We start from the raw sequence: 25,976 nt of genomic DNA, 5'->3' as shown, positions 1-25,976 counted from the left end.
GCCGCCGAACGGCGCTGGTGACTTGCGTCGTTCGGCGGCGCGAGCTCCGCTCGGGATGCTCCAAGCGGGTTGAGTTGGTCGACGGTCCCGGGAAATTGGGGATCATGTCCAGGTCCCATCACCGTCGATGGAGGCCAACCTCATGCCCGACACCTTCTCGCGCCGCCAGGTCCTGCGCGGCTCGGGTCTCGCCGTCGCCACCACCCTGCTGAGCCGGTTTCCGGCCGGCGCAAGCGCTTTGCCCGTGCTCGGCGAGTACGACGTGGTGGTCGTCGGCGCCGGCGCGGCCGGCATGACGGCCGCCCTCACCGCGGCCCGGCGGGGCCTGAGCTGTGTGGTCGTGGAGAAGGCGCCGACCTTCGGCGGCTCCGCGGCCCGCTCCGGCGCCGGCATCTGGATCCCCAACAACCCGGTGGTGCTGGCCGCGGGTGTGCCCGACTCGTACGACAAGGGCGCGCGGTACCTGGCCGCCGTTGTCGGCGACGGCTCGTCCCCGGCCCGGCAGAAGGCTTTCCTGGACAACGGTCCGCAGATGATCGCCTTCGTGATGGCCAACAGCCCGTTGCGGTTCCGCTGGATGGACGGCTACAGCGACTACTACCCGGAACTGCCCGGCGGCATGCCGAACGGCCGCTCGATCGAACCGGACATGTTCGACGGCAACCTGCTCGGCGCGGAGCTGGCCAACCTCAACCCGTCCTATCTGCCGGTGCCGGCCGGGCTGGTGGTGTTCAGCGCCGAGTACAAGTGGCTGAACCTGGCCACCGTCAACGCGAAGGGCATCTCGGTGTCGGCCGGCTGCGTCGGCCGCTACCTGTCGGCCACCGCCGCCGGGCAGAAGCCACTGACCATGGGGCAGGCCCTGGCCGCCGGGCTGCGCGCCGGTCTGCTGGGCGCGAACGTGCCGGTGTGGCTGAACACTCCGCTCACCGACCTGAACGTGGAAGGCGACCGGGTCACCGGAGTTGTCGTGACCAGCAACGGAATTCCCGGCCTGGTACGGGCCCGGCGGGGCGTGGTCGTCGGTTCCGGCGGGTTCGAGCACAACGCCGCCATGCGCAACCAGTACCAGCAGCAGCCGATCGGCACGGCGTGGACCGTCGGCGCCAAGGAGAACACCGGCGACGGCATCCAGGCCGGCATCCGGGCCGGGGCGGCGCTGAACCTGATGGAGGATTCCTGGTGGGGGCCGGCGATCCCGCTGCCCGACGAGCCCTATTTCTGCCTGTCCGAGCGGACCCTGCCCGGCAGCCTCATCGTCAACCAGGCCGGTTCGCGCTTCGTCAACGAGGCCGCGCCGTACAGCGACGTCGTGCACGTGATGTACAACAAGAACCCGGCCGCGCCGGACATCCCGGCCTGGATGATCACCGACCAGAACTACCGGAACCGGTACCTGTTCCGGGATGTGCTGCCGGCGCTGCCGTTCCCGGACGCCTGGTACCAGTCGGGGGCGGTGGTCAACGCCTGGAGCATCGAGGACCTGGCGGCCAAGGCCGGGCTGCCGCCGGCCGCGCTGCGGGCCACCGTGGATCGGTTCAACGGCTTCGCCTTCAGCGGCGCCGACGCCGACTTCGCCCGGGGCAAGAGCGGGTACGACCACTACTTCACCGATCCAGGCGTGATTCCGAACTCGTGTCTGGCACCGCTGTGGGAAGCGCCGTTCTACGCCTTCAAGATCGTGCCCGGTGATCTGGGGACGAAGGGCGGCATGGTGACGGATGAGCGGGCCCGGGTGCTGCGGGGCGACGGGACGGTGATCAAGGGGCTGTGGGCGGCCGGCAACGCCAGTGCTGCGGTGATGGGGCACAGCTATGCGGGGGCGGGGTCGACCATCGGGCCGGCGATGACGTTCGGCTACGTGGCCGCCAACGACATAGCGGCAACCTGAACCCCCGCGAGTCGTAGGTTCTCCGCGAGTCCCGCTCTCGGGCAACTGAATGTCGAGTTCCGGAACTCGCATCATGGTTGCCGGAGAGCGGGACTCGCTAGGGCCGGTAGGGTCGGCGGAGTGGACAACGAGCCGATGCAGCTGTTCCGGGACGTGGCGGCGACGGTGCCGGCATATCGCCGGTTCCTGGCCGAGCGGGGTGTCGATCCGGCGGCGGTGACGGAGTTCGCCAGTCTCCCGATGCTGGACAAGGACTCCTACCACCGGCGGTATCCGCTGCCGGAGCTGTGCCGGGACGGCCGGCTGGACGGCTGCGACATGATCGCCGTGTCCTCGGGGTCCAGCGGCGAGCCGACGATCTGGCCCCGGTCGGTGACCGACGAGCAGCACATCACCCAGCGGTTCGAGCAGGTCTTCCGGGACGGGTTCGACGCCGCCGGCAAGAGCACGCTGGCGGTGATCTGCTTCCCGCTGGGCACCTGGGTGGGCGGCTTGTTCACGCTGGCCTGCGTCCGCCACCTGGCGGCCCGGGGCTACCGGATCACCTCGGTGGCCCCGGGCAACAACAAGGCGGAGATCCTGCGGGTGATCCCGGAGCTGGCCCCGCACTTCGACCAGACGGTGCTGCTGGGCTATCCGCCGTTCGTCAAGGATGTGATCGACTCCGGCGGGCACTGGGACCGCCACGACATCAAGCTGGTGCTGGCCGGCGAGGTGTTCAGCGAGGAGTGGCGGGACCTGGTGTCCCAGCGAGCGAGCATCAAGGATCCGATCCGGCACGTGGCCTCCCTGTACGGCACGGCCGACGCCGGCGTGCTGGGCAACGAGACGGCGCGGTCGGTGAGCATCCGTCGTTTTCTGGCCGGCCGACCGGAGCTGGCCCGCGAGCTGTTCGGCGACTCCCGGCTGCCGACGCTGGTCCAGTACGACCCGGCCAGCCGCTACTTCGAGACCCACGAGGGCACGCTGCTGTTCAGCGGGGACAACGGGATTCCGTTGGTGCGCTACCACATCGCCGACGAGGGCGGTCTGATCGGGTCGGCCGAGATGCTGGAGTTCTGCCGTCGCAACGGGTTCGAGCCGGCCCCGGGCGACGATCTGCCGTTCGTCTTCGTGTTCGGGCGGTCGCTGTTCACGGTGTCGTTCTTCGGCGCCAACGTGTACCCGGAGAACGTGACGGTGGGCCTGGAGCAGCCGGGCATCAGCGACTTCGTCACGGGCAAGTTCGTGCTGGAAGCGGTGGAGGACGAGAACCGGGATCGCCGGCTGCTGGTCACCGTCGAGCTGGCGCCGGGCAAGACCGGCGACGCACATGCGGTGGCGGCCTCGATCCGGGCGCAGCTGCTCCGCCTGAACAGCGAGTTCGCCCACTACGTGCCGGCCGAGCGGCAGCTGCCCGAGGTGGCACTGCGGCCGGCCGGCGATCCGGAGTACTTCCCGGTGGGCGTCAAGCACCGCTACACCAGGATGGGGCGCTGACCACCCGAGCCGAAACGGACCGACTAGGCGTGCGCGGTCACGTGCGTCGACTGCGCCGCCGAGGTGAGGATCAGGTCCAGCCCGAACCGGAACCGGCTCTCGTAGTCCGCGCCCACCAGATGCGGCAACACCCGGGCCAACGACGGGAACTGGCTGGTCCGGGTCACCTGGTCGGCCAGCTCGCCGGGGGAACCCTGCTCCTCCTGCACCAGGCCGAGCGTGAAGTAGATGATCGTCCAGCAGGTCCACGCCGCGGCCGGGGCCGGCAGCTCGCCGTCCAGCAGCGACGCGACCAGCGTTTCCGCGGTGCTCAGCGTCGCCGGCTCGGCCCCGAACGTGCCGGCGACCAGGCGGCCGCCGTCCCGGTGCGACAGCAGCGCCCGCCGGTAGCGGTGGGCCAGCGCGCTGACCCGCTCCCGCCAGTCCCCGGGCAGGCCGTCCAGGTCGATCTCGGCCAGCACCGAGTCGGCCATCAGGTCGTGCAGCCGGGCCTTGGTCTTCACGTGCCAGGACACGGTGTTCAGCCGCACCCCGATCCGGGAGGCCACCGCGCGCAGGGTCACGGCGTCGAAGCCGGACTCGTCCAGCAGCTCCATCGCGGTCCGCACGATCACGTCCAGCTGCGACGGGGATTGTCGGCCCCGCAACGGCGGCCGCGCGCCGGCCCGGCGCATCCGGTCCAGGGCAACCGAATCCCGGTCCCGCTGGGTGGGCGCCGGCAGCGCGCTCGGCCGGTCTCGCGCGACCCGCAGGCCGTCCAACAGAAAACCGACGGCCCGCTGCTGCGCCTCACCCGCGGCCTGCACCGACAGGGCCAGCGGCAGCAGGTCCGAGGGCTCGAAGTCGGCCCGCAGCTGCCCACTCTCCTTGGCCCGCCGCACCAGCGTGGCCACGTGCTCGCCGATGCGGCGCTCGGCCGCCTCGACCAGATCCACCAGGCCGGTGTGGGCACAGCCCAGAATCTCGCTGTACGCGCCGGTGAGCAGCTCGTGCCAGCCCTTGTCGGCGGCGATGTCCACGGCCATGCGCTCCAGGAACGCGGCGACCCCGGTCCACGGGTCGGCGGCGGCCGCCGCCACCCGGGCCAGCTCCTCGGCCTCGGCCAGCCGGGCCGCGTACACCCCGCGCACCAGGTCGTCCTTGCTGGCGAACCACCGGTACACGGTGGCCACGCCGACGTCGGCGTGCTTGGCGACGTCGGCGAGGGTGGCCGACAGGCCCTGCGTCGCGAACACCTCGGCCGCCGCGTCCAGGATGCGGGTCTCGCGCATGGGGACCAGCGTACCGCAGCCGGGTCACTCCACAGTGGACAAGACAGCTAGTGACCGGCGGCGCGACGCCGGCGCCCCTCCGCGTACGCCTGCTTCCGGTACGCCAGCACGGGATCGTCCGACAGCTCGATGCCTTCGGCCAAGCGGGTCGGGTCGAACACCGCCTGGTCCCAGAACTCCTGGTCCGCCACTGGTTTCACCACCTCCAGCCGGCCGGCGTCGATCTCCGGGCGGTCGGCCGGCCACGGCTGGGTGGGATCGGCGGTCGGGTCCTCGGGGCCGGCGAACTGCACCTTGAGGGTGAACGAGACCGGCAGCCGGTCGGCCAGCTCGTCCAGCAGGTGCCCCGGCCCCCAATCGGCGGAATCCTCGGCGGTCAGGTGGTGCAGGCCGGCGTCGGGTTCCCAGCGGTAGCGGACGAATCGGCGGGTGCCGTCCGGACCCACCCAGACGAACGCGTGCTGGGCCCAGAACCGGATGGTGGCGTAGCTTTCCGGCACCGGGATGGTGGCCGCCTCCTGGAAGGCGTGCACCGACTCGGGGTTCGCGGTGATGAACGCGACGACCGCGTCGGCCCGCTGCTGGCTGCCGCTGGGCTTGTCGGTCAGCGCCCGGGTCATGTCCAGGAACTTGGCCGGCGTCGAGGCCATGAACACCGGCACGTTGAGCGCGACCAGGTCCGTCTCGGGCGACAGGAACTTGACAGCCATGCCCCGCACCGCGGGCCCGGCGTCGGGCTGGCCCGGATCGCCGGCGGTGTTGGAGTAGCGGACGATCGCCGGCGTCGGCTCGCCCCGCAGGTGTGCGGCGGCAGTGTACGCGGCGGCGGCGCCGGAAGGCGTGAAAGTGGCGTCATAGCAGCGGCCGAGGGCATGCGCCCGGCGGAAACCGGGGTGCAGCCCCGACATCCGCTCCATCGCGTCGACAACGGTCACGGGGTCGGTCAACGTAGCGCTCCGAGGATCAGGTCGGCGACCAGCTCGGGCTTCTCGTTGGGCAGGAACCAACTCGTGCCCGGCACGGTCACGACCGCGGTGGTGGGACAGGCGGCCAGCGTGCGGCGCTCGGCCGCGGTGAGCCCGCCGTCGCCCTGCTCGGCGTGCACCACCCAGGCCGGCACGCCCGTGTCGCACAGCCGGGACGCGACGGACCCGTGCCGTCGAAGGTAGTCCAGGTAGGCGCGGATGAGCCGGCGGAGCTGGCGCGGACTGTTCTTCCGGACCTCGTTTCCGAGCACGTTTCGCCGCTGCGGCGACAGCTGGGCGACAGTGAGCGCCACATCGGCCATGGACACCGCCGCCGCGTAGGGCAGCGGGCCGAGCACCGTGGCCAGGCGGTCGACCACCCGCAGCGCCAGCATCTCGTCGGGCAGCGAGAAACTCGGCGCCAGCAGGATGATCGGGCCGGTGAATCCCTCGCCGGCGGCCATCTCCAGGGCCACGTTGGCCCCGATGCTGTGCCCGACAACCACATCGCAGCCGTGCGCGGCGGCCAGTTTGGCGGCGTCGTGCGCGCACGCGTCCAGGCTCGGGTCCTCGGGCGGCTGCGAACCGCCGTGGCCGGGCAGGGTGGCCGCGATCAGGCGGATCTCGCCCAGGCTGGGCTCGGCCGCGACCTCGGCGTAGAACTCGGCCGTGGAGAACCCGCCCGACAGCAGCAGCACAGTGTGCGCCGCGTCGAGCGGGCCGTGCACGCGAATGTCCCAGTCCATGGTGACCCCCTGGATATCCACCATGGTAGATCGTCCATCTGGGACGGGTCAGTACCTGTCGTGGTGACGCAGCCAACCCATGTCGGCGTACTGCTCGCCCAGTGGAGTGAGGTCCAGGTAGTTGTCGAGGGTGTGCACCAGGCCCAGACCCTCGCCGTAGGCCGAGTAGGTGTGGAAGACGGCGTCGCCCTCGCGCAGGAACACGCTGGCCCCGCCCTGTTCGCCGGAGGCGAAAACCTGCTGGTAGTTGTACTCCGCCGGGGTGACCGATTCGTCCAGTGTCACATGGAAGTCATAGTTGAACTGGCTGCCGTGCGACGAGTACCAGGGCATCGTCCAGCCCATCCGCGCACGGAACGGCAGGATCTTCTCGATCGGGGCCCGCGACACCAGGGCCAGTGTGGTGTCGCGCACGTGCAGGTGCGACAGGTGGCCGATGTTGTCGACCAGGTACGAGCACCACTTGCAGCCCTGGTCCCAGCTCGGGTCGAACATGAAGTGGTAGACGATGAGCTGGCGGCGGCCCTCGAACAGGTCGAGCAGGGTCTTCTTGCCGTCCGCGCCCTCGTAGACGTAGTCCTTGTCCACGCGCACCATCGGCAGCTCGCGGCGGGCCGCGCGGACGGCCTCGTGCGCGGCGGCCAGCTCCTCCTCGCGGGCCAGCAACGCTTTGCGCTCGGCCAGCCACTGCTCGGGTTCGACGATCCTGGTCACGGCGTCTCCTTTCGGGTCTTCATCACCCGGTGGTCGGAGCCGCGCCGCGGTTCTCTACATGGTCCGGCCGGCGTATTTCACCTGTTTCCCCATCGGAGAGGTGTCGACCTGGATGACGCCCGGCAGGCCGCCGATCCGGTCGGCCAGGTAGTCGTAGAGGCCGTCGAGATCCGGGACGACGACAAAGGCGAGGATGTTGGTGGATCCGGTGGTGGCCGCGGCGAAGGCGATCTCCGGGTGCCCGGCAAGCGTTTGCGCGACGGTGTTGAGCTGGGCCGGGCCGACCGTGAGCCAGACGATCGCCTGGCAGTCGTAGCCGAACAGGGTCGGGTCGATGTCGACGTCGAAGTACAGGATGCCGTCGGCCCGCAGATCGGCCAGGCGCCGGCGGACGGTCGACTCGGACCAGCCGGTGGCGGCGGCCAGGCGGGGATAGGTGGTGCGGCCGTCGATCGCCAGGGTGGTGATCAGCGCCTGGTCCTGGTCCGTCAGCTCGGTCGCCGGACCGGCGTCGGTCTCGGGTGGTCGCAGGGCCTCGACCTGGTCCTCGGTCAGGGCCGAGGTCCGGCCCGGCCAGCCGCCGACGCCGGCCAGGTCCCGGATCATGCAGTGCGCCGTCACGCCGTTGATGCGCGGCGTGCGGGCCAGTCGTTGCAGCAGCAGGTGATCCGCGCCGGTGCGGACCCGGGTGATGCAGGTGATCTCCGTGCCGCCGGAGAGGATCGCCACCCAGCTCGTGTCGTCACGGCGGGCCAGCGCCGTCGCGATGGTGGCCGCCGCGTCCGGGGCGCAGCGGATGCGCACCAGCCAGTCCACGTGCCCTGCCTTGCGGCCGTTGACCACGCCCACCACGCGCAGGCCCGCCGCGTGTAGTTGGCGGTAGCGGTGGGCGATCGTCCGGTCCGAGCGGTCCAGCACCTGGGCGATCCGGCTGAACGAGGCCCGGCCGTCCACGCCGAGCGCGTGCACCAGCTGCCGGTCGAGTGAATCCACCAGATCAGACTAGTTCGGCTTCGGATTCCGCCGCATCTCGCCGAGTTGGCTGTTTTGTTCCGTCTTGCGGCCGATGCTCGGCCCATGACACAACTCGACCAGGTGGCCCTGACCGGCCGGCTGACCGCCGCCCTGCGGGCCCGCGAATCGGCCCGACCCGACCGGCTGTTCACCGATCCGCACGCCGCGGTCCTCGCCGGCGAGGACGGGCTTCGGCTGCTGGCCGACTTCGGGGACAACTCCACCATTTCCGTGCGCACCAAGTGGCTCGACGACAGGCTCACCCGGCTTCGGCCGGCGCAGCTGGTGATCGTGGCGGCCGGCATGGACTCCCGGGCGTGGCGGCTGGACGTGCTGTCCGACGCCCTGGTCTACGAGCTGGACCGGCCCGAAGTGCTGGACCTGAAGGCATCCCTCATCGACGCTTCGCCGGTCGGCCCCCGCCGTCCGGTCGGTGTCGACCTCGCCGGGGACTGGGCTCCCGCCTTGCTGGCGGCCGGCTTCGATCCCGCCGCGCCGACCGTGTGGACCGTCGAAGGCCTCACCCAGTACCTGCACGCCGCCGACGTCTCCCGCTTGCTCGACGGCATCACCGCCCTGTCCGCCGACGGCAGCCACCTGCTCATCGACCTGGTTGGACAGTCCCTTCTGGACAGTGCGGCCATGAAGCCGATGCTGGACCGCTTCGCCGCCATGGACATGACGTGGCGGTTCGGCACCGACAATCCGGAAGAGTTGCTCGGGGGCCGCGGTTGGTCGTGCGAGGTGTCCCTGTTCGGCTCGGTCGGCAACGACTACGGCCGCTGGCCCTATCCCGAGGTGCCACGGGGTACTCCGGGCGTGGGCCAGGGATATCTGGTGCACGCCCGGCGGTGAAGTCAGGAAGGGGCCCTTCCTGACGTTCAAGTTCGTGAAGGGGCCCTTCATGACGTTGAACGAGAGGGGCGGTCCCTTGATCCTGGGGGTGGGCTCGGGCTAGGCGGGCGTCAGGGAAACCTCGGCCAGCACATGGGTGATGGGGCTGATCGACCGGATCACCGACGGCACACGGAGGTCGTCGGCGGCGAAGGCCCGGGCGAGCGCCGCGGCGTCGTCGGGATCGACGGCGGCGAGTTCGTCCGCCCGCAGCGCGTCAGCCTCGCTGACGGTCGCGTCGAGGTTCATGCTGCCCCAGATGTCCCACAGCACCATTTCGTGCTTGTTGAGGGCGGCGATGTCCAGGGCGAGGTTGTGCCGGGCGTAGGGCAGGCCACGCAGGAACGGCTCGGTCAGGTCGGGGGAGACGGCGAAACGCGCCGGATCGAGAGCGCCGGAGCGCAGCGCCCGCCAGGCGTCGGCCCCGACCAGGAAGCGGTCCCTCGGCACGTCCATGAGGTCGACGTCGAGCTCGTTGTCGCGCGGGAACCCGGGCTCCACCAGCCGCCACCTCTCGCCGTCCCACACTTCGGCGACGACGTGGTCGATGTGCCAGCCCGGCATCAGGTAGCCGCCGAAGCCGACCCGGGTGCGGGCGGGAATGCCGTGGTGGCGCAGGAGCGTGACGTAGAGCAGGGTGAAGTCCCGGCAGCAGCCCAGCACCCGTTCGGTCGCCGAACGCTGAGCGTCCAGCACGGGGTTGAGCTCCCGCAGCCGGCCTAGGATGGCCTCGGCGTACCGGAGATCGATCTCCGCGAGCCGCTCGGGCCCGAAACCGTGCCCGGCCGGATCGCCGTTGCCCCAGTGGTGGAAGACCAGGCCGGACGCGATGTCCCGCAGCCGTTCGAGGTCTGCGGGCGTCGCGTCCAGCCAGTCGCGGTGCCGTCCCGGGTCGGAGAATCGGCTCTGCGTCGCGTAGTCCATGGCTCTGGTCTACGCCCTCTCACCGTGTCAGGGGCAAGGGATTTACCAGCGGTCGTGCACCAGGGGACGGATCCGGCGGTCGTAGAGGTCGGCGACGGCCTTGAGGGTGTCGGCGTCCAACTCGGGCACCGCGGCGGCCGCCGCGTTGGCCTGAGCCTGCTCCACGTTGCGGGCGCCGGGAATGACGGTGGAGACGCCGGGCTGCTGGATGATCCAGCGCAGCGCGGCCTGGGCCGGCGTCACCCCGGACGGGACGAGGGCGGCGAACTCCTGGGCGGCCTCGATGCCGGTCTCGTAGTCGACGCCGGAGAAGGTCTCGCCCACGTCGAAGGCCTCGCCGCGGCGGTTGTAGTTGCGGTGGTCGTCGGCCCCGAACACGGATTCCCGCGTGTAGCGGCCGGAAAGCAGCCCGGACGCCAGCGGCACGCGGGCGATGATGCCCACGCCGGCGGCGGCCGCGGCCGGCAGGACACGTTCGAGGGGCTTGAGCCGGAAGGCGTTGAGGATGATCTGCACGCTGGCCACGTGCTCCCGGGCGATGGCGGTCAGCGCCTCCGCCACGGTCTCCACGCTGACGCCGTAGGCGGCGATCCGGCCCTCGGCGACCAGGGTGTCCAGGCCGTCGAACACCTCGTCGGTGGAATACGCGGCGGTGGGCGGACAGTGCAGCTGGACCAGGTCCAGGGTGTCCACGCCCAGGTTGGCCCGGGACCGGTCGTTCCACTTCCGGAAGTTGTCCAGGTTGTAGCGTTCCACCTCCTGCGGCTCCCGGCGGCCCATCTTGGTGGCCACGAACACGCCGGCGTCCGGCCGCTCCCGCAGGAACCGGCCGATCAGCTGCTCGCTGCGCCCGTCGCCGTACACGTCGGCGGTGTCGAAGAAGGTCACCCCGGCCTCGACCGACGCCTCCAGCACGGCCAGCGCGTCACCCTCGTCGACCGATCCCCAGTCCGCGCCGAGCTGCCACGTGCCCACCCCGACGACGGACACCTCGCGGCCGGTGCGACCGAATACCCGTTGCTCCATGCGAGTGAGCTTACGTATCACCCCAGCAGTTCGGGCCGCCGCCACGGGATGCCCCGCACGTGGTGGTCGAGGAAGGACAGCACGGTCTCGAACCAGACCAGGACGTTGTGCGGCGCGGCGACGTGGTGGTGCTCGTCGGGGAAGTACAGGAACTTGTGCGGGTTGTCCTTGCCGACCCGGGACGACAGGTCCCACCACAGCCGGAGCGCCTGGTCGATGGGGCAGCGGTAGTCCCGCTCGCCGTGCGTGATGAGCATCGGCGTCGTGACGGCGTCGGCGAACCGGTGCGGGGAGTTGGCCTCCGCTGCCTCCCGGGTCATCTCGCGGTTGAAGTAGTGCGGCAGGTCACCGGTCGCGAACAGGTCGGGCAGCGACCAGATCGAGGCGTACGACACGATCGCGGCGAACCGGTCGGTGTGCCCGGCGATCCAGTTGGTCATGTAGCCGCCGAACGACGCGCCGAGGGCGGCCACCCGCTCGGGGTGGATGTCCGGCCGCTGCTGCGCGGCGTCCACCAGCGCCATGACGTCGGTGTACGGCGGGCCGCCCCAACACCCCGCGCCGCGGCGGATGAAGTCCATGCCGTACCCGGTGGACAGCGCGAAGTCGGGCAGCAGCACGGCATAGCCGCGGGCCACCAGCGCCCATGGGCTCCAGCGCCACGACCAGGTGTTGGCCGACATCACCGGCCCGCCGTGGATCATCGCGACCAGCGGCGCCGGCTCGTCGGAGAACGGCAGCGCGAGCCAGCCACGGATCGGGGTGCCGTCCTCCGCGGTCGCCGTCACCTCGGTGAGCCGGCCGGGCAGCGCCGGCGGCGTGACCGGACTGTCGAGGTAGGTCAGGGAGCCGTCCGGCTCGATCCGCACCGGCTTGTGCGGGCTGTCGACGGCGGCCCGCATCGCGTACACACAACCGTCCGGGGCCACGGCGACATCGGTGTACGCGCCGTTGTCCGGAGTGAGCCGGGTGACCTCGTCCGACTCGATGTCCACCAGCCACAGCGGTCCCCGGCCGTGGTCATCGGCGGAGACGATCACGGACCGGCCGTCCGGCGTCCAGCGCGGGAACTTCGGCCAGCGGTCCCAGGCGGCGGCGACCGGACGCTCCGGCCCGCCGGCCAGGGGCACCAGGCCGAGCCGGCGGTCGCCCGGGCCCTGCTCCGGTGTCGGTCGTTCCTGCACGCAGACCACGACCTGCCGGCCGTCGGGGGAGATCCGCGGGGACTCGTACTCGTGGTCGGCGTCGTCGAGCAGGGTGCGTCGATGCCCGGTGGCCACGTCGATGGCCACCAGGGTTCGCCGCTGCGATCCGTTCGGCTCGGCCACCACCCATGTGGCCACCACGGTCCGGCCGTCCGGGGCGAGGTCCCACACCGCCTCGTCGTCCAACGCCCGGCCCACGTCACCGGTCAGATCCCGCGGCTCCGACCCGTCGAGCACGAACAGCCGGGTGCGGTGCGGACCGAGATGGTGGTCCCAGTGCCGGACCGGGAACTCCTCGTGCAGGATGGCCGTGACCTTCTTGGTTTCACGCTCTTTCGACGCCGGTGCCGCCGCGCCGTAGACGATCACGCCGCCCGCGGCCACCGCGCCGCGCACCCCGCCGGGCGCCGAGGCCAGCACCCGGGCATCGCCACCATCGGCCGGCTGCAGCCATAACGCCGGCCCCTCGATGCCGTCCGGCTGTGGCCGCGACGACGTGAAGAGCAGGTCCCCGGCCGGCGTGAACCCGGCCGCCGACTCGCCGGCGGCGCTGTTGGTCAGCCGGCGCGGCGGGTCGAGCTGCCAGATCGCGTTGGTGTAGCGGGACTTCTCCCGGTCGAGCGTGGTCACGCCGACGACCGCGCGGCGGCCGTCGGGGGACAGCCGCAGTCCGGTCAGCTGCGGCAGCCCGATGTAGGAGTCGAGGTCGGAGAGCACGACTTCCTTCCTACACGGTCTTCCTGGCAATGTCGGTCATACGCCGTCATTGGCCTCCCAGCGCAGCAAGTCGCCCGGCTGGCACTCAAGCACCTCGCAGAGCGCGGCGAGCGTCGCGAAGCGAACCGCCTTGGCGCGGCCGTTCTTGAGCACCGCCAGGTTGGCCGGCGTGATCCCGACCCGGTCCGCGAGCTCGCCCACGGACATCTTCCGCCGGGCCAGCATCACGTCGATGTCGACGGTGATCGGCATCAGATCACCTCGTCCAGCTCGGCCCGCAGCTGCGACGCCTCGACGTCGCGGGCGACGGCCTGGGCGAGCAGCATCCGCAGCACGAGCACGATGAGCGCGACCCCCAGGATGGCGACGCCGATCCCGCCCATGATGAGCGAGACGCCCGGGTCGTCGCGCTGGCCCGGCGCGTTGATGGCCGTGACCGCGAACCACACCAGGGCCGCCGCCACGATCGCGCCGATCACGATGTCCACGTACCGGAAGGCGGCGGGGGAGAACACGGTGCCGCGTCGCACCATCGTCACCAGCCGCCACACGCACACCAGGGTGACCTGGACCGTCACCATGCCCAGGATCGTGATCAGGCGCAGCGGGGTCAGCGGGAGCGACCCCTCCACCGGTTTGGCGATCAACGCCCACACCATGCCCGCCTGGATGAGCACGGTGCCGACGAGCACCACCGCGAGCACGGCGCGCAACGCGTGCACGGTCAGCTTGCCCATGACCTGTCCTCCTATCGATTCGCGGCAGGAATCTATCGTAACTCGATAGATCAAGCAAAGGGTCCCCTCGGCCGAAAATCGGGTGCGGCCGATCGGGCGGCCCTGCTACGGTCCGGGCTTCCGTGATCCGGGAGGTTCCATGCGCCGAGTGACGACAGGCCCCATCCGCTGTCGTTCGCTCGCACGTAAGGACCTCACCCCGCATGCGGATGCTCAATCTCGGCATTGTCGCGCACGTCGACGCCGGTAAGACCAGCCTCACCGAACGCCTGCTCTTCGACGCCGGGGCCATCGGCCGCCTCGGCTCGGTCGACGACGGCAGCACCACCACCGACGGCATGGACCTGGAACGCCGCCGGGGGATCACGATCCGTTCCGCGGTGGCGGCCTTCACCATGGCCGATCGTCGTGTGCACCTGATCGACACGCCCGGGCACACCGACTTCGTGGCCGAGGTGGAACGGGCGCTGGGGGTGCTGGACGGCGCGATTCTGGTGCTGTCGGCGGTGGAAGGCGTGCAGGCGCACACCCGTGTGCTGATGCGGACCCTGCGTGCGGCCGGCGTGCCGACGATCCTGTTCGTGAACAAGATCGACCGCCGTGGCGCCCGGCATGCCGACCTGCTCAAGGACATTCGCCGCCTGCTCGGCTCGGACACGGTCCCGCTGAACCGACCAGTACAGGTGGGCACCAGGGAAGCCGACGTCGTCGACCTCGAACCCGGTGTGGAGTTGGCCGAGGTGCTGGCCGAACGTAGCGATGCGGCGTTGAGGTCCTATGTGGACGGCATTGATCCGGTGCTGCTGAACGAAGAACTCCGCCAACAGGCCCGCCAGGGGATCGTGTATCCGGTGCTGTTCGGCTCGGCCGTCACCGGGGCGGGCATGGAATCCCTGCGCCGGGCGATCGTGGACCTGTTGCCGTCGGTCGATCCCGTTGCGGACGGGGAACTGGACGGCGTGGTGTTCGCGGTGGAGTACGACGGCGGCCGGTCGGCGGTCGCCCGTCTGTTCGGCGGTTCCCTGGCCGCGCGAGACCGGGTCAGCTTCGCCCGGCGGGACCGCTCCGGCGCGGTGGTCGTCGAATCCGGTGTCGTCACCGGGGTGCTGGACGCCGCGCGGGAACGTACCCGGGTGCCGGCCGGCGGGATCGCCCGCATCACCGGCCTGCCGGGCCTGCGCGTCGGCGACCGGCTGGGCGCGACCGCGGCGGACCCGCGCCCGACCCGGTTCCGCCTGCCGACTCTGGAAACCGTGGTGACGGCTGAACATCCGGACCGGCTGTTCACCGGCCTGACCCGGCTCGCCGACCAGGATCCGCTGATCGACGTGCGGTGGGGACCGAGTGCCGGCAGCCTCGTCGTCTCCCTCTTCGGTGAAGTGCAGCGGGAGGTGATCGCGGCCCGCCTCAACGAGGAATTCGGCGTGGCAGCGGAGTTCTCCGCGCCACGGGTGGTCTGCGTCGAGCGGATCAAGGGCGTTGGGCATGCGGTGACGATGATGGGGGAGACCTTGCACGTCGCCACCATCGGACTCCGTGTCGAGCCGGGGGATTCCGGGGTTGTGTTCCGCCTGGAGGCCGAGCGCGGGTCGCTGCCGGCGGCATTCCTGACCGCCATCGAGGAAACCGTGCGCGCCACGCTCGGGGAAGGCCGGCAAGGCTGGCAAGTCCCGGACTGTGTGGTCACGTTGACCCACACCGGCTATTGCAGCCCGGTCAGCACTGCCGCGGACTTCCGTGGCCTGACGCCGCTCGTCCTCGCGGAAGCGTTGCGGCGCGCGGGAACCGTGGTGTGCGAGCCGTGGGAGGAGGTGGAGTTGGAGGTGCCGGCGGAGTCGCTGAGCGCGGTGCTCACGGCCCTGGTCCGGCACGGCGGCCTGCCCGAGACCCCGACCGCGCCCAACCGGGTCGACGCCGTGCTGCCCACGGCCAGGCTGCGGGAGTTCCAACGCCTGCTGCCCGGCCTGACCGGCGGCGAAGGTGTGCTGACCGCCCGCTTCGGCGGCTACCGCCCGGTCACCACCCGCCCCTGATGCTCGGAAGGGGGCTTTCCTGGCGTTCAACGCCAGGAAAGCCCCCTTCCGAGCACAAACCGGGAGCCTAGAGGGTCTTGCGGAACCAGTGGTGCGCGTGGGGTTCGGCGTTGAACGGCGCGACTTCCTCGAAGCCGGCCGACCGGTAGAGGGCGATGGCCTCGGTCAGCGAGCGGTTGGTCTCCAGCCGGATGGAGCCCGCGCCCCGCTGCCGGGCCACGGCCTCCAGCTCAACCAGCAGCCGCCGGCCGAGTCCGAGGCCCCGGGCCGACTCGTGCACCCACATCCGCTTCATCTCGCACACGCCGGGTTCCGGCTCGTACATGGCGACGCAGCCGATCGGCTCCCCGTCGAGCCGGGCCAGCAGCACCTGCTCGACGTCGGGCTGGAGCACGACGTCACCGTCGAAGCCGTCCTCGAACAGCACGGCCAGATCGGCGAAGTAGGCCCGCACGCACCGCACCGCCTCGGGATGATCGGGAGCAACCGCTTCGATCTCCACCATTCCGGCGCGCAGCAGGCGTTCCACGTCGGCCATGGCGGCGACCAGCCGCTGCCGCTGGCGTTCGGACAGTGGGGAGAGCATCGCCTCGGCCACGCCGTCGCTGCCGCGGTCCAGCGCCTGGCGCTCACGTTTGCCGGCGGTGGTCAGCTGGGCCACCCGCACCCGCCGGTCGGCCGGATCGGCCTGCACGGTCACGAGACCGGCGGCCTCCAGCGAGCGCAGCAGCCGGCTCAGGTAGCCGGAGTCCAGACCCAGCGTCGCGCGCAGCGATCGGAGGTCCCGGCCGTCGCTGATCTCCCACAGCAGCCGCGCCTCGCCCAGCGGCCGGTCGCTACCCAGGTAGTGGTCGTTCAGGGCCCCGACCCGCTGCGTGACGGTGCGGTTGAACCGCCGCACCTGGGTCACCAACTCCGCGTCCATATCTCTGACTTTAGTCAGACAATGCTGAACATGTCCATTGAAATGAACCGCCGTCGGCGGGCGCCGCCTTCACCGGTCTTTCCTGCGCGGTATCCCAGCACCGTCCCAGCGCCGCCGCGTTCCAGCAGGTCAACGGCCGTTGGGACGTCCCCGCTTCCCGTCACGGCCGCGGTCGGAGGACGGGGACGGGACCCTGGTGCCAGCCTCGTGCCGTCGGGAGACCCCGGCCTCTCATCACGGGGGAAGACATGGTCATCAGGGCCCTTGTGGCGGCTCTCCTGCTCGCGGCGGCGACATCCGGTGCGGTCGTGGGGTCCGCATCGGCTGCCGCCGCCGCGACCTCGGTCTGCGGGCACAGCAGCACCCAGCCGACCCTCAAGCAGGGCGCGACGGGTGCGGACACCGTCGAAGCCCAGTGCGAGCTCAACCTGGCCACCAAGCTCAGCAAGTACACGCCGATCGGCGCCGACGGGTCGTTCGGCCCGGCCACGGACGCCCGTGTGCGGGTGTTCCAGCAGTGCGCGGGCCTGAGCGTGGACGGCAGCGTCGGTCCGAACACGTGGGCCGCGCTGAACACGTGGGCGGCCCACCCGCGCAAGTGCGGTACCACGGGCACCTCTACGGCGGCGCAGAGCGTCGTGTGCGGACACAGCACCTCGCAGCCGACGGTCAAGCAGGGGGCGACCGGCGCGGACGTCAAAGAGGTGCAGTGCCGCCTCAACCTGGCCATGGACCCCGTGCACTACGCGCCGCTGACGATCGACGGCAACTTCGGCGGCGGCACGCAGGGCCGGGTCGAGGACTTCCAGCGCTGCAACAACCTCAGCGCGGACGGCGTGGTCGGGGCGAACACCTGGGCCAAGCTCACGGACTGGTCGAGCCGCAACGCCTACTGCGCCCCGCCCAAGCCCGCCGGCTACGCCATCGACGGCATCGACACCGCCAAGTACCAGCACCCCAACGGCGCGCCGATCAACTGGGCCGCGGTGAAGGCGTCCGGCGTGGAGATCGCGACGGTCAAGGCCACGCGCGGCACCAATGTCACCGACGACTACCTGGCCACCGACCTGCCGGCCGCGCACAACGCCGGCCTGGACGTCGCGCCCTACCACTACTACACGGCCTCCGCCGCCAACACCGGCGGCGCGCAGGCGGACCGCTTCATCGCGGCGGTCAAGGCCACCGGCTACACCGGCAAGCGCCCCGGTGACCTGCCGCCGATCCTCGACTTCGAACGGGCCGACGACGGCACCGGCGGCTGCCCGGCCTTCGGCACCGTCGCCGACGCCAAGGCGTGGCTGGACAAGGTGCAGGCGGCGTTCGGCCGCACACCGATCATCTACACCCAGAAGTCGGTGATCGACGACTGCTATGGCTCCACCACGGCCTTCGCCGGTTATCCCATGCAGTTGGCCGACTACCGGCGGTCCATCACCGCGCCGCCGCTGCCGGCCGGCTCCTCGACGTGGCTGATGTGGCAGTACACCGACGCGGCGATCCCGGACGGCCTCCAGGCCCCGTCGACCGCCGACGTCTTCAACGGCACGCAGGCGGATCTGGACCGCCTGGCCAACAAGTAGCACTTCCAGCTGGCCTTCTGAAAGGGACGACGATGAACCTCTCCATGAGCCGCCGGGCGATGCTGCGCGGGGCGCTGGTCGTCGGCGCCGGTGCGGTGCTCGCGCCGACGCTGCTGGCCGGCACGGCGCAGGCGTACCCTTGGTCGCGCACCCTCACGTCGGGCTCGACCGGCGCGGACGTCACCGAGCTGCAGATCCGGGTGGCCGGCTGGGCCGCGTCCAGCGCCAGCCAGACCCGGGTCAGCATCGACGGCGACTTCGGCCCCGGCACGCTGGCCGCGGTCAAGCGCTTCCAGGCCGCCTACGGCCTGTCCGCCGACGGCGAGGTCGGCCCGAACACCCAGGCCAAGCTGAACTCGCTGGAGCAGTCCGACGGCTCCACCCTGCACTTCAACTGGGTCGAGTTCACCGACCGGGTCAGCGGCACCTTCAACGACGGCAAGGTGAGCGCCGCATCGGCGAAGGAGAACGCGCGACGCCTCATGTACAAGCTGGAGGCGCTGCGCAAGAAGCTCGGCGACAAGCCGATCACGGTGAACTCCGGCTTCCGCTCCATCCAGCACAACAAGGACATCGGCGGGGCCAGCGACAGCATGCACCTCTACGGCAACGCCGCCGACCTGGACGTGCCGGGCGTGGCCAACAAGACCGTCTACCAGCACGCGGAGACCTGCGGCTTCTCCGGCCTGGAGACGTACAACACCGACCACCAGCACGTGGACAGCCGCGCGGATCTGGGCCGTGCCTGGTGGTGGGAGAACGGCACCGTCTGAGTGCCCGAGGGCGGCGCTACCTCGACGGCGAGGGGTTCGGGCTGGAGGTCAGCGCCGCCTGGCACGACGGCCAGTCGTGGAAGTCGTGGTCCACCGCCCACAGCTTGTGGGCGGCCTCGATGTTCCACGCCGGGTCGAACGCCTTGAGCGGCGTGCCGCCCTGCTGTTGCAGGCGGTAGTCGGAGATCTGGAAGACGCCCCAGTTGCGGCTGCCGTTGGAGTTGGGCAGCACGTACAGCGGGTCCAGGAAGGACGCGCAGCGGGCGATTGCCACCGCCGTGTCCGGATCCTCGGTGAACACCTCGCGGATCTTCTGCTCGACCTGTTGCGGCGTCCAGGTGGTCATGTTCGTCCGGCCGGCGTAGAGCGCCTGCTTGGTGGCCGTGTCCACGATGCCCTTGGGCGGCAGGCCGGACAGCACCTGGAAGGCCGTGACCCGGCGCAGGGTCTCCGGGCCGAAGTCGCTGTCCACCGAGATCGTGGTGTGCGCCTTGGACAACAGGGTCTGCACCTCGTTGACGCACTCGTCGTGCTCGCCCATGTTGACGGTGGGGCAGGCGGCGGAGAACAGCACCCGGCCGCCGTCCGCCGTGGACAGGCCCTCGGCGCTGCTCGGGGCCCGCAGGAACCAGACCAGCCCGCCAGCCAGCAACACCACCGCGGCCGCGGCGACGACGGCGTAGCGGGAGGTCAGCCATCTTCGCAGTTTCGGCTCTGCCGGCGCCGGCGGGTTCTGGGGCTCTGCCGGGTCATGGGGCGCTGCTGGGGGCGGCGTGTCGCGTTCGGCGTCGGCCAGCGCCCAGAGTTGGTGCAGCTCCCGGAGTTCGTCCGCGCTGGCCCCGCACACCTTGCCGAAGCTGTGCACCACCCGGTAGTCCGACGGCACGCTCAGGCCCGAGCAGTAGCGGTGCAGGCTCGACCCGCTCACGCCGGCCTGCTTGCCGAGGCGGTCGAACCCGCGCCCGCTGCGGTCCTTCAACATCCGGAGGTACGCGGCGAACTTGTCCGTCTGGGTGGTAGCGATCACCGGGCCCAACCCCTTCCACGGCTGACGTGAGGCAAGCTAGCACCGCCACGTCTTCGTGAACGTGACTTCTTCCTCTCGCCATAAATCCGAGACGGAACGGCCCGTGGGCTGATAATGTCCCGCCCTGCCGTGGTACGACCGGAGGAGGTGAGCCCTGTGTGCGCAGTGACGACGTGGGTGCTCCCACTCCCTGACACGGCCGGGCCGGCGACGTAGTTGTCGCCTTTCGGGAGCGCCGACAGCCCTCCCGAAAGGCGAACTGCCATGAACCTCAACGAACGTGACTTCACCGTGGGCGATGTCCCCGGTGTGCTGTGGCTGCCGGAGACCCTGCCCGCACCGCTGGTGCTGCTGGGCCACGGCGGTGGCCGGGACCGGAAGTCCCCGCCCATGACCGGACGGGCGGAACTGTTGGTGGCCCAGGGTTTCGCCGCTGCCGCCATCGACGCCCCCGGCCACGGCGACCGGCCCCGCTCCCCGTACGACGACGAGGAAATCGCCCTGATGCAGCGGGCGATGGCCACCGGCGAACCGGTCGGCCCGATCGTCGTGCGCTACAACGCCGACCTCGCCCGGCGGGCCGTGCCCGAATGGCAGGCGGTGCTGGACATGCTGCTGGAGCTGCCCGAGATCGCCGGCCCCGTCGGCTACTTCGGCCTCAACATGGGCTCCGCCATCGGCATCCCGCTGACCGCCGCCGACTCCCGCATCACCGCCGCCGCGTTCGGCCTGTTCTGGCCCGACCTGGTGGCCGAGGCGGCAAAGCGGATCACCGTGCCCGTCGAGTTCGCCATGCAGTGGGACGACGAGCACATCCCCCGTGAGGCCGGCCTCGCCCTGTTCGAGGCCTTCGGCTCGGCCGAGAAGTCGTTGCACGTCAACACCGGCCGGCACAAGGACCTGCCCCGCTACGAGGCCGACAGCGCGGTCCGGTTCTTCGTGCGGCACCTGAAGAAGTGAGGTGAGACCCGTGGGCGGCGCGTCGCCGCCCACGGGCCACCCGTCACGACGTGCCGCAGAACGCGTGCTCCATCAGGTCCACGCTCACGTCGTACTTGGCCGGCGGAGTGCCCTGCTTCGGCACGAGAGCGTCGTTGTTGATGGTGATGACCACGCTGCGGCGGCCGTCCGCGCTGACGCCGTCGCGGGTCTTGAAGCCGGGGATGTCCCCGCCGTGCGACCAGTAGCCGCCGCAGGAAGTCGGGACCCACATGATGCCGAGTCCGTACCGCACGTTCGGGTACGCTGGGTCGAGCTCGTGGGCCGGCACAGTCGTCTGCATCTGCCGCAGTTGGTCGGGGGCCAGCAGCCGGCCGCCGATCAGCGCCTGGAAGAACGTGTTCAGGTCATCGGTGTCACTGATGATCGCACCGGCGGCGTCACCCCACGTCGGGTTCATCACGGTGGCGTCGATGACCGGGCCGTCCGCCGAGAAGCTCTGGTAGCCGACGGCGTGCGGCGTCGGCAGGTACGGCTCGGTGTGCGGCGCGGTGGTGTCCCGCAGGCCCAGTGGCCCGATGATCCGGCGTTGGACCTCCCACTGCCAGTCGTGCCCAGTGATCTTCTGGATGATCATCCCGGCCAGGACGTAGTTGGTGTTGGAGTACTCCCAGCCGGTGCCCGGGGCGAAGGTCGGCGGGTAGCGCAGCGCGATCGCCACCATCTCCGTCGGCGTCAGGGTGCGGAACCGGTTGGCCTGGAAGGACTCCGCCGAGCGGAGGAAGTCCAGGGCCTGCGTGTAGTCCGGCACCCCGCTGGTGTGCTGCAACAGCTGGCGCACGGTGATCTTGGTGCCGTCGTTGCCGTTGCCCGACACCACACCGGGCAGCCAGCGGTCCACGGTGTCCTCAAGGGACAGTCGGCCCTCGCCGACCAGTTGCAGCAGCACCGTGGCGGTGAACGTCTTGGTGGCGCTGCCGATCCGGAAGTGAGTCTGCCACGACACCGGCGTCCGCGCCGCGGTGTTCCCGTACCCGCTGCGGACCTTCACCCTGCCGTCCGGGGTGTCCAGCTCCACCAGCGCGCCCGGCGCGCCCTGATCCAGCAGGGCGTCGGCGTCCCGTTGCAGCACGCTCCGGTGCACATCAGGTGCCGCGACGGCCGCGCCGGTTGACGCCATCACCCCCGTCAGTGCCACCAACGCGATCAGTGTCTTGCGCATAACGCTCCCCTCGATTGCCTGTGGCGGCAGCCAATCAGCCGGGGCAGGGTGGTCGACATCGTCCAGCGGGGCGTCTTCGACTACCCCGCTGGTATCAGACGCAGATCAGCCCATGGGGTGGCGACCGCCGGCCGCGGCGGCGGCTACCGTGGGCTGGTGCGTGGCATCTTGCGGTCCGTCCAGGTCGACATCGCGCTCGCCGCGGTGCTGACCGCGTTCGAGATCGCCTCCGTTGCCGTGCAGACCGACGGCCGGGCCGACTGGGTCGGCTATGTGCTGGCCGCGCTCACGTTCGCGCCGATCGCGTCACGCCAGCGGGCGCCGCTGGCCAGCACGGTCGTGATGGGCGCGGCGGCGACGGCCAGCCTGCTGCTCGGCTATCCCGGCCTCTCCGACAGCGGCGCCGGCATGCTGATCGGCCTGTTCTCGGTGGCCCTGCTCCGGCCGCTGCCGGTCGCGTTGGTCGGTCTCGGCGTCGCGCTGGTCGCGCTGATGGTCAACTTCGCCGTGCTCGTCGGGGACGTCGACAAGCTGGCGCTGGTCGGCAGCCCCGCCGTGCAGTGCCTGGCCGCGTTCGGCATCGGCGTGAGCACCGGCCGCTGGTCGCGGCGGATGGAGCGGCTGGCCGAGCAGGCTACGCGCGCCGTCGCCGAGGAACGCATCCGCATCGCCCACGAGCTGCACGACGTGGTGGCCCACCACATGTCGGTGATCTCCCTGCAGGCCGGCGTGGCCGAGTACGTGCTGGACAGCGATCGTGAGGTGGCCCGCGACGCCCTGGCCACGGTCGGCGACACCAGCCGCGCGGCGCTGGCCGACATGCGCAAGCTGCTGGCCGTGCTGCGGGTCGACGACCCGGGCACCCAGCCCCAGCCCGGACTGTCCGAACTGGACGGTCTGCTCGACCGGCTGCGCGGCACCGGCCTGCCGGTCGAGCTCGCCGTCACCGGGACCCGGCGCCCGCTGCCGCCCGGGGCCGACCTGTGCGCCTACCGGGTCGCCCAGGAATCGCTGACCAACGTGCTCAAACACGCCGGCCCCGCCACCGCGCGGCTGGACCTGGACTACGGGGAGCGCACCCTGACCTTGAAGATCACCGACGACGGCCGTGGCGCCCGGGCCCGCGGCACCGGCGAGCCGGCGCGCGGCATCGTCGGCATGAGCGAGCGGGCCGAGCTGCACGGCGGCGTGCTCACCGCCGGCCCCCGGCCCGAAGGCGGATTCGTTGTGGTGCTACGGCTTCCGTGTCCGGCGGCGGCGTGAACACGCGCGTGCTGATCGCCGACGACCAGGCCCTGATCCGGGCCGGCCTGGCCGCGCTGCTGCGGGCCGCCCCCGGACTCGATGTCGTCGGCGAGGCGGAGAACGGGGCCCAGGCCGTGGAACTCGCCGTGTCGATCCGGCCCGACGTGGTGGTGATGGACATCCGCATGCCCGTGCTGGACGGTCTCGACGCCACCGAACAGATCCTCGCCGCCGTCGACCCGCCGCCGCGCGTCCTCGTGCTGACCACGTTCGACCTGGACGAATACGTCTACCGCGCACTGGGCGCCGGGGCCGCCGGCTTCCTGCTCAAGGAGACCCCGCCGGCCGGGATCGTCGCCGCCGTGCACGCGGTCACGGCCGGCGACGTGCTGATCAGCCCGGCCATCACGCAGCGGCTCGTCGAGACCTACTCGCTGCACCACCGGCGCGCCGCCCTGCGCGACACCGAGCTCGCCGGCCTGACCGGCCGGGAGACCGAGGTGCTTCGGCTCGTCGCGCACGGACTGAGCAACCCGCAGATCGCGCGGCGGCTGGTGCTCAGCGAGTCCACCGTCAAGACGCATGTGAAGAACGTGATGGGCAAGCTCGGGCTCAGTAGCCGCGCCCAGGTCGTGGTCGCCGCCTACGAGAGCGGCCTGGTCATCCCCGGCCGGTCGGACTGACGCGGATCAGCGCAGCCAGCGCAGGGCCGCGTCGGCCATGTCCTCCGGCGTGCTGTTGAAGGCGATGGCGGCGTCGGGCGCGTGCTGGCGGACCAGGTTCACCGTGTTCTCGAACAGCCACAGCAGCGGTTCGTACTTGCGGATGCCGCCGCCGACGATCACGCAGGCGTAGTCGTTTCCGTTCAGGGCGGCCACGATGTCGGCCTCGGGGTCGTCGTCCGGGGCCACCAGGCACATGTCGGCCTCGATGCCCAGCTCCTCGAACCGGGCCTGGCCGCGGACCAGCGCGGCCCGCACCGGCTCCGGGTCCCAGCCGACGAGCCGGGCCGGGTCGAGCCCGATGGCCAGCACTCGTCCCATCAGCTCTCCTCGACCAGTCCGGCGTAGTAGGCCTGCATGGCCGGGTAGTACTCCTGGAAGAAGTCCGGCTGGGCCGTGCCCTCGCGGGCGGCGGTGAGCATGTCCAGGTAGTACTCCCAGCCGGGCCCGACCTCGCCGATGCTGTCCACGGAGTCGAGGTGGTGCACGAACTTCAGCTCGGTGACACCGTCCTGTTCGGACAGCAGGAGCTCCAGCCGCCAGCCGCCGGCCGCCTCGGAGCCCGACACGGCCAGGCGTCGGGGCGGCTCGCAGGCGTCGATGCGCAGCTCGGTCCACGGGGCGTTCTCCTCGAACGCCATCTGGACCTTGATGGTCCGGCCGACCCCGCCCTCGCCCTCCCAGCGGCCGAACCAGCGAGCGGTGCGCTCGGGCTCGGTGACGCTGGCCCACACGTCGTCGATCGGCGCGCGGTAGGTGCGGGTCAGCTCCAGGTCTTTGTCGAACAGCCGGCCGGTGGGTCTGGGGCTCACTGCTGCACCTCGCTAGCGCTCGGTGTCCGCGTTCGCGGACGCTCTGTGCTGAATGATTCGCTCGCAAGCTCGCTCATGCGCTGCACCTCGCTAGCGCTCGGTGTCCGCGTTCGCGGACGCTCTGTGTTGAATAGTTCGCTCGCAAGCTCGCTCACGCCGTCTGCTCCTCGTCTGCGGGCCGGGCGCGGCGCTCCCGGCGGGTGCGGTGGACCTCGGTCTCCAACGCGTCGAGCCGGTGCTGCCAGCCGGTCGGCCGCGCGAACTGGGCCAGCCAGTCGGCCAGTTCGGCCAGCCGGTCGGGGTCGAGCTCGTACAGCCGCTGCCGGCCGACGGGCGTGTCGTGCACCAGCCCGCTGGCCCGCAGCACCCGCAGGTGCCGGGACACGGCCGGCCGGCTGACCTCGAACCGGTCGGCGATCTGCCCGGCCGACAGCGGCCCCTGGCGCAGCATCACCAGGATGTCCCGGCGCACCGGATCGGCGATCGCGCCGGCTACCTCGTCCACGGCGGAAGCGTAACCACCTGGTTACGGGTTCGCAAGGCGGTGCCGGTCGGCGGCGGCCTGGATCCCGGCCACGAACGGGTCCCAGTACTCGGCGCCGCCGAGCTCGTCGTGGTCCTTGCCGCCCCGGCCGTCGATCATCTCCCGCACGATGTCGGCGTGCCCGGCGTGCTGCGCGGTCTCGGCGACGACCCGCACCAGCAGCGAACCGAGGGTGGTCTCGCGCTTCTCCTCGGGCCACCACGGCACGGAGGCGGGCGCGTCGAGGCCCAGCTGTTCGATCGACTCGTCGCTGTGCTGCCAGGCACGGTGGTACAGGTCGAGCAGTTCGGCGCGGCTTTCCTCGGCGGTGGCCCACATGTCGGCCCCGTCCCACACGGAATCGTCGGCGTACCACGGAAGAGTGGCCAGAACCGGCCGGCCCACGCAGTCGCCGAGGTAGCCGAACTCGCCGCCGGCCAGGTGCTTGACCAGGCCCAGCAGGTTGGTGCCGGTCGGCGTGGCCGGCCGCCGGATGTCGTACTCGCTCAGGCCGTCCAGCGCGGACGCCATCCGGTCCCGGGACTGCTGGAGGTAGCGGCGGAGGTCGCCGGTGATATCGGTCATGTGTTCG

The 25,976-nt window shown here is 71.0% G+C and carries 26 protein-coding genes; 9 read left to right on the top strand and 17 right to left on the bottom strand.

Translation table 11 applies throughout. The features are described 5' to 3' along the window. Positions 1 to 127 precede the first annotated feature (127 nt). Both kstD and JJ691_RS25145 read left to right on the top strand, forming a co-directional pair. The gene (kstD, locus tag JJ691_RS25150; protein WP_211771161.1) at positions 128 to 1,891 is read left to right on the top strand and encodes a 3-oxosteroid 1-dehydrogenase; all 1,764 of its coding nucleotides are present in this window, start codon (positions 128 to 130) and stop codon (positions 1,889 to 1,891) included. Between the two features lie 120 nt (positions 1,892 to 2,011). Then, positions 2,012 to 3,370, top strand: a complete 1,359-nt coding sequence (locus tag JJ691_RS25145; RefSeq protein ID WP_249228168.1) for a phenylacetate--CoA ligase family protein — start codon at positions 2,012 to 2,014, stop codon at positions 3,368 to 3,370. A 23-nt stretch (positions 3,371 to 3,393) separates the two neighbouring features. On the opposite strand, the gene JJ691_RS25140 is transcribed toward JJ691_RS25145, so the two are convergent. The 5 genes from JJ691_RS25140 to JJ691_RS25120 are packed head-to-tail and all read right to left on the bottom strand — an operon-like array spanning position 3,394 to position 8,059. Beyond that, positions 3,394 to 4,641, bottom strand: a complete 1,248-nt coding sequence (locus tag JJ691_RS25140) for a TetR/AcrR family transcriptional regulator (RefSeq protein ID WP_211771160.1) — start codon at positions 4,639 to 4,641, stop codon at positions 3,394 to 3,396. A 47-nt stretch (positions 4,642 to 4,688) separates the two neighbouring features. After that, positions 4,689 to 5,576 carry a catalase family peroxidase gene (locus JJ691_RS25135; RefSeq protein ID WP_211771159.1) on the bottom strand — a complete coding sequence of 296 codons (888 nt, stop codon included), beginning with the start codon at positions 5,574 to 5,576 and terminating at the stop codon, positions 4,689 to 4,691. 8 nt (positions 5,577 to 5,584) lie between these two features. Further along, positions 5,585 to 6,376 (bottom strand): alpha/beta fold hydrolase, encoded by a 792-nt coding sequence (locus JJ691_RS25130; protein WP_211771158.1) that lies wholly within the window; start codon positions 6,374 to 6,376, stop codon positions 5,585 to 5,587. 24 nt (positions 6,377 to 6,400) lie between these two features. Continuing rightward, the gene (locus tag JJ691_RS25125) at positions 6,401 to 7,066 is read right to left on the bottom strand and encodes a DUF899 domain-containing protein (protein ID WP_211771157.1); all 666 of its coding nucleotides are present in this window, start codon (positions 7,064 to 7,066) and stop codon (positions 6,401 to 6,403) included. A 54-nt stretch (positions 7,067 to 7,120) separates the two neighbouring features. Further along, positions 7,121 to 8,059: an Lrp/AsnC family transcriptional regulator gene (locus JJ691_RS25120; RefSeq protein ID WP_249228167.1), complete on the bottom strand. Its 939-nt coding sequence runs from the start codon at positions 8,057 to 8,059 to the stop codon at positions 7,121 to 7,123. 84 nt (positions 8,060 to 8,143) lie between these two features. Here JJ691_RS25120 and JJ691_RS25115 point away from each other — a divergent pair, with 84 nt between their 5' ends. Further along, on the top strand, positions 8,144 to 8,935 hold the full coding sequence (locus tag JJ691_RS25115; RefSeq protein WP_211771156.1) for a class I SAM-dependent methyltransferase: 792 nt from the start codon (positions 8,144 to 8,146) through the stop codon (positions 8,933 to 8,935). Positions 8,936 to 9,034: 99 nt separating this feature from the next. Here the strand turns inward: JJ691_RS25115 and JJ691_RS25110 are convergent, their stop codons facing one another. From JJ691_RS25110 to JJ691_RS25090, 5 genes are read right to left on the bottom strand one after another with little or no spacing between them, the layout of a single operon-like run. Next, positions 9,035 to 9,898 carry a transglutaminase-like domain-containing protein gene (locus JJ691_RS25110; RefSeq protein ID WP_211771155.1) on the bottom strand — a complete coding sequence of 288 codons (864 nt, stop codon included), beginning with the start codon at positions 9,896 to 9,898 and terminating at the stop codon, positions 9,035 to 9,037. Between the two features lie 42 nt (positions 9,899 to 9,940). Beyond that, complete coding sequence (locus JJ691_RS25105) at positions 9,941 to 10,924, bottom strand: aldo/keto reductase (protein WP_211771154.1); 984 nt, start codon at positions 10,922 to 10,924, stop codon at positions 9,941 to 9,943. A gap of 17 nt (positions 10,925 to 10,941) precedes the next feature. After that, on the bottom strand, positions 10,942 to 12,846 hold the full coding sequence (locus tag JJ691_RS25100) for a S9 family peptidase (protein ID WP_211771153.1): 1,905 nt from the start codon (positions 12,844 to 12,846) through the stop codon (positions 10,942 to 10,944). Between the two features lie 36 nt (positions 12,847 to 12,882). Then, positions 12,883 to 13,098 carry a helix-turn-helix domain-containing protein gene (locus JJ691_RS25095; RefSeq protein WP_211771152.1) on the bottom strand — a complete coding sequence of 72 codons (216 nt, stop codon included), beginning with the start codon at positions 13,096 to 13,098 and terminating at the stop codon, positions 12,883 to 12,885. Beyond that, entirely contained in the window at positions 13,098 to 13,583 is a 486-nt protein-coding gene (locus tag JJ691_RS25090; protein ID WP_211771151.1) for a DUF2975 domain-containing protein, read from the bottom strand. The genes JJ691_RS25095 and JJ691_RS25090 overlap by 1 nt, the downstream gene beginning before the upstream one ends. A gap of 203 nt (positions 13,584 to 13,786) precedes the next feature. Here JJ691_RS25090 and JJ691_RS25085 point away from each other — a divergent pair, with 203 nt between their 5' ends. Then, positions 13,787 to 15,616, top strand: a complete 1,830-nt coding sequence (locus tag JJ691_RS25085; RefSeq protein ID WP_211771150.1) for an elongation factor G — start codon at positions 13,787 to 13,789, stop codon at positions 15,614 to 15,616. A 67-nt stretch (positions 15,617 to 15,683) separates the two neighbouring features. On the opposite strand, the gene JJ691_RS25080 is transcribed toward JJ691_RS25085, so the two are convergent. Next, on the bottom strand, positions 15,684 to 16,541 hold the full coding sequence (locus JJ691_RS25080; protein ID WP_211771149.1) for a bifunctional helix-turn-helix transcriptional regulator/GNAT family N-acetyltransferase: 858 nt from the start codon (positions 16,539 to 16,541) through the stop codon (positions 15,684 to 15,686). Positions 16,542 to 16,849: 308 nt separating this feature from the next. Here JJ691_RS25080 and JJ691_RS25075 point away from each other — a divergent pair, with 308 nt between their 5' ends. Both JJ691_RS25075 and JJ691_RS25070 read left to right on the top strand, forming a co-directional pair. Further along, positions 16,850 to 18,121, top strand: a complete 1,272-nt coding sequence (locus tag JJ691_RS25075; RefSeq protein ID WP_249228166.1) for a GH25 family lysozyme — start codon at positions 16,850 to 16,852, stop codon at positions 18,119 to 18,121. Positions 18,122 to 18,153: 32 nt separating this feature from the next. Then, a complete protein-coding gene (locus JJ691_RS25070) occupies positions 18,154 to 18,894 on the top strand; it encodes a D-Ala-D-Ala carboxypeptidase family metallohydrolase (protein WP_249228165.1) in 741 nt (246 codons plus the stop codon). 16 nt (positions 18,895 to 18,910) lie between these two features. On the opposite strand, the gene JJ691_RS25065 is transcribed toward JJ691_RS25070, so the two are convergent. Continuing rightward, a complete protein-coding gene (locus tag JJ691_RS25065) occupies positions 18,911 to 19,921 on the bottom strand; it encodes a helix-turn-helix domain-containing protein (protein WP_249228164.1) in 1,011 nt (336 codons plus the stop codon). A 264-nt stretch (positions 19,922 to 20,185) separates the two neighbouring features. On the opposite strand from JJ691_RS25065, the gene JJ691_RS25060 reads away from it, so the two are divergent. Next, positions 20,186 to 20,881, top strand: a complete 696-nt coding sequence (locus JJ691_RS25060; protein WP_211771147.1) for a dienelactone hydrolase family protein — start codon at positions 20,186 to 20,188, stop codon at positions 20,879 to 20,881. Between the two features lie 43 nt (positions 20,882 to 20,924). Here JJ691_RS25060 and JJ691_RS25055 read toward each other — a convergent pair whose 3' ends face one another. Continuing rightward, complete coding sequence (locus JJ691_RS25055; RefSeq protein ID WP_211771146.1) at positions 20,925 to 22,082, bottom strand: serine hydrolase domain-containing protein; 1,158 nt, start codon at positions 22,080 to 22,082, stop codon at positions 20,925 to 20,927. A gap of 156 nt (positions 22,083 to 22,238) precedes the next feature. Here JJ691_RS25055 and JJ691_RS25050 point away from each other — a divergent pair, with 156 nt between their 5' ends. Together JJ691_RS25050 and JJ691_RS25045 are read left to right on the top strand one after the other, a co-directional pair. Further along, on the top strand, positions 22,239 to 23,345 hold the full coding sequence (locus tag JJ691_RS25050; RefSeq protein ID WP_211771145.1) for a sensor histidine kinase: 1,107 nt from the start codon (positions 22,239 to 22,241) through the stop codon (positions 23,343 to 23,345). Continuing rightward, on the top strand, positions 23,342 to 24,010 hold the full coding sequence (locus tag JJ691_RS25045; protein ID WP_211771144.1) for a response regulator: 669 nt from the start codon (positions 23,342 to 23,344) through the stop codon (positions 24,008 to 24,010). The genes JJ691_RS25050 and JJ691_RS25045 overlap by 4 nt, the downstream gene beginning before the upstream one ends. 6 nt (positions 24,011 to 24,016) lie before the next feature. On the opposite strand, the gene JJ691_RS25040 is transcribed toward JJ691_RS25045, so the two are convergent. The 4 genes from JJ691_RS25040 to JJ691_RS25025 form a co-directional block, all read right to left on the bottom strand. Next, complete coding sequence (locus tag JJ691_RS25040; protein WP_211771143.1) at positions 24,017 to 24,370, bottom strand: hypothetical protein; 354 nt, start codon at positions 24,368 to 24,370, stop codon at positions 24,017 to 24,019. Next, the gene (locus tag JJ691_RS25035) at positions 24,370 to 24,861 is read right to left on the bottom strand and encodes an SRPBCC family protein (RefSeq protein ID WP_211771142.1); all 492 of its coding nucleotides are present in this window, start codon (positions 24,859 to 24,861) and stop codon (positions 24,370 to 24,372) included. The genes JJ691_RS25040 and JJ691_RS25035 overlap by 1 nt, the downstream gene beginning before the upstream one ends. Before the next feature lie 151 nt (positions 24,862 to 25,012). Then, a complete protein-coding gene (locus tag JJ691_RS25030; RefSeq protein WP_211771141.1) occupies positions 25,013 to 25,366 on the bottom strand; it encodes an ArsR/SmtB family transcription factor in 354 nt (117 codons plus the stop codon). A gap of 21 nt (positions 25,367 to 25,387) precedes the next feature. Continuing rightward, positions 25,388 to 25,969 carry a DinB family protein gene (locus JJ691_RS25025; protein ID WP_211771140.1) on the bottom strand — a complete coding sequence of 194 codons (582 nt, stop codon included), beginning with the start codon at positions 25,967 to 25,969 and terminating at the stop codon, positions 25,388 to 25,390. Between the last annotated feature and the right edge of the window lie 7 nt (positions 25,970 to 25,976).

It is taken from the genome of Kutzneria sp. CA-103260, from assembly GCF_018263855.1.
Lineage (GTDB): Bacteria > Actinomycetota > Actinomycetes > Mycobacteriales > Pseudonocardiaceae > Kutzneria.
This window is presented reverse-complemented; position numbering and strand designations above follow the sequence as displayed.

Coding starts and splice junctions, on each gene's coding strand:
- kstD (WP_211771161.1), top strand. CDS start 128: ATGGAGGCCAACCTCATGCCCGACACCTTCTCGCGCCGCCAGGTCCTG.
- JJ691_RS25110 (WP_211771155.1), bottom strand. CDS start 9,898: ATGGACTACGCGACGCAGAGCCGATTCTCCGACCCGGGACGGCACCGC.
- JJ691_RS25140 (WP_211771160.1), bottom strand. CDS start 4,641: ATGCGCGAGACCCGCATCCTGGACGCGGCGGCCGAGGTGTTCGCGACG.
- JJ691_RS25070 (WP_249228165.1), top strand. CDS start 18,154: ATGAACCTCTCCATGAGCCGCCGGGCGATGCTGCGCGGGGCGCTGGTC.
- JJ691_RS25055 (WP_211771146.1), bottom strand. CDS start 22,082: ATGCGCAAGACACTGATCGCGTTGGTGGCACTGACGGGGGTGATGGCG.
- JJ691_RS25105 (WP_211771154.1), bottom strand. CDS start 10,924: ATGGAGCAACGGGTATTCGGTCGCACCGGCCGCGAGGTGTCCGTCGTC.
- JJ691_RS25130 (WP_211771158.1), bottom strand. CDS start 6,376: ATGGTGGATATCCAGGGGGTCACCATGGACTGGGACATTCGCGTGCAC.
- JJ691_RS25095 (WP_211771152.1), bottom strand. CDS start 13,098: ATGCCGATCACCGTCGACATCGACGTGATGCTGGCCCGGCGGAAGATG.
- JJ691_RS25060 (WP_211771147.1), top strand. CDS start 20,186: ATGAACCTCAACGAACGTGACTTCACCGTGGGCGATGTCCCCGGTGTG.
- JJ691_RS25085 (WP_211771150.1), top strand. CDS start 13,787: ATGCGGATGCTCAATCTCGGCATTGTCGCGCACGTCGACGCCGGTAAG.
- JJ691_RS25025 (WP_211771140.1), bottom strand. CDS start 25,969: ATGACCGATATCACCGGCGACCTCCGCCGCTACCTCCAGCAGTCCCGG.
- JJ691_RS25090 (WP_211771151.1), bottom strand. CDS start 13,583: ATGGGCAAGCTGACCGTGCACGCGTTGCGCGCCGTGCTCGCGGTGGTG.
- JJ691_RS25080 (WP_211771149.1), bottom strand. CDS start 16,541: ATGGACGCGGAGTTGGTGACCCAGGTGCGGCGGTTCAACCGCACCGTC.
- JJ691_RS25115 (WP_211771156.1), top strand. CDS start 8,144: ATGACACAACTCGACCAGGTGGCCCTGACCGGCCGGCTGACCGCCGCC.
- JJ691_RS25040 (WP_211771143.1), bottom strand. CDS start 24,370: ATGGGACGAGTGCTGGCCATCGGGCTCGACCCGGCCCGGCTCGTCGGC.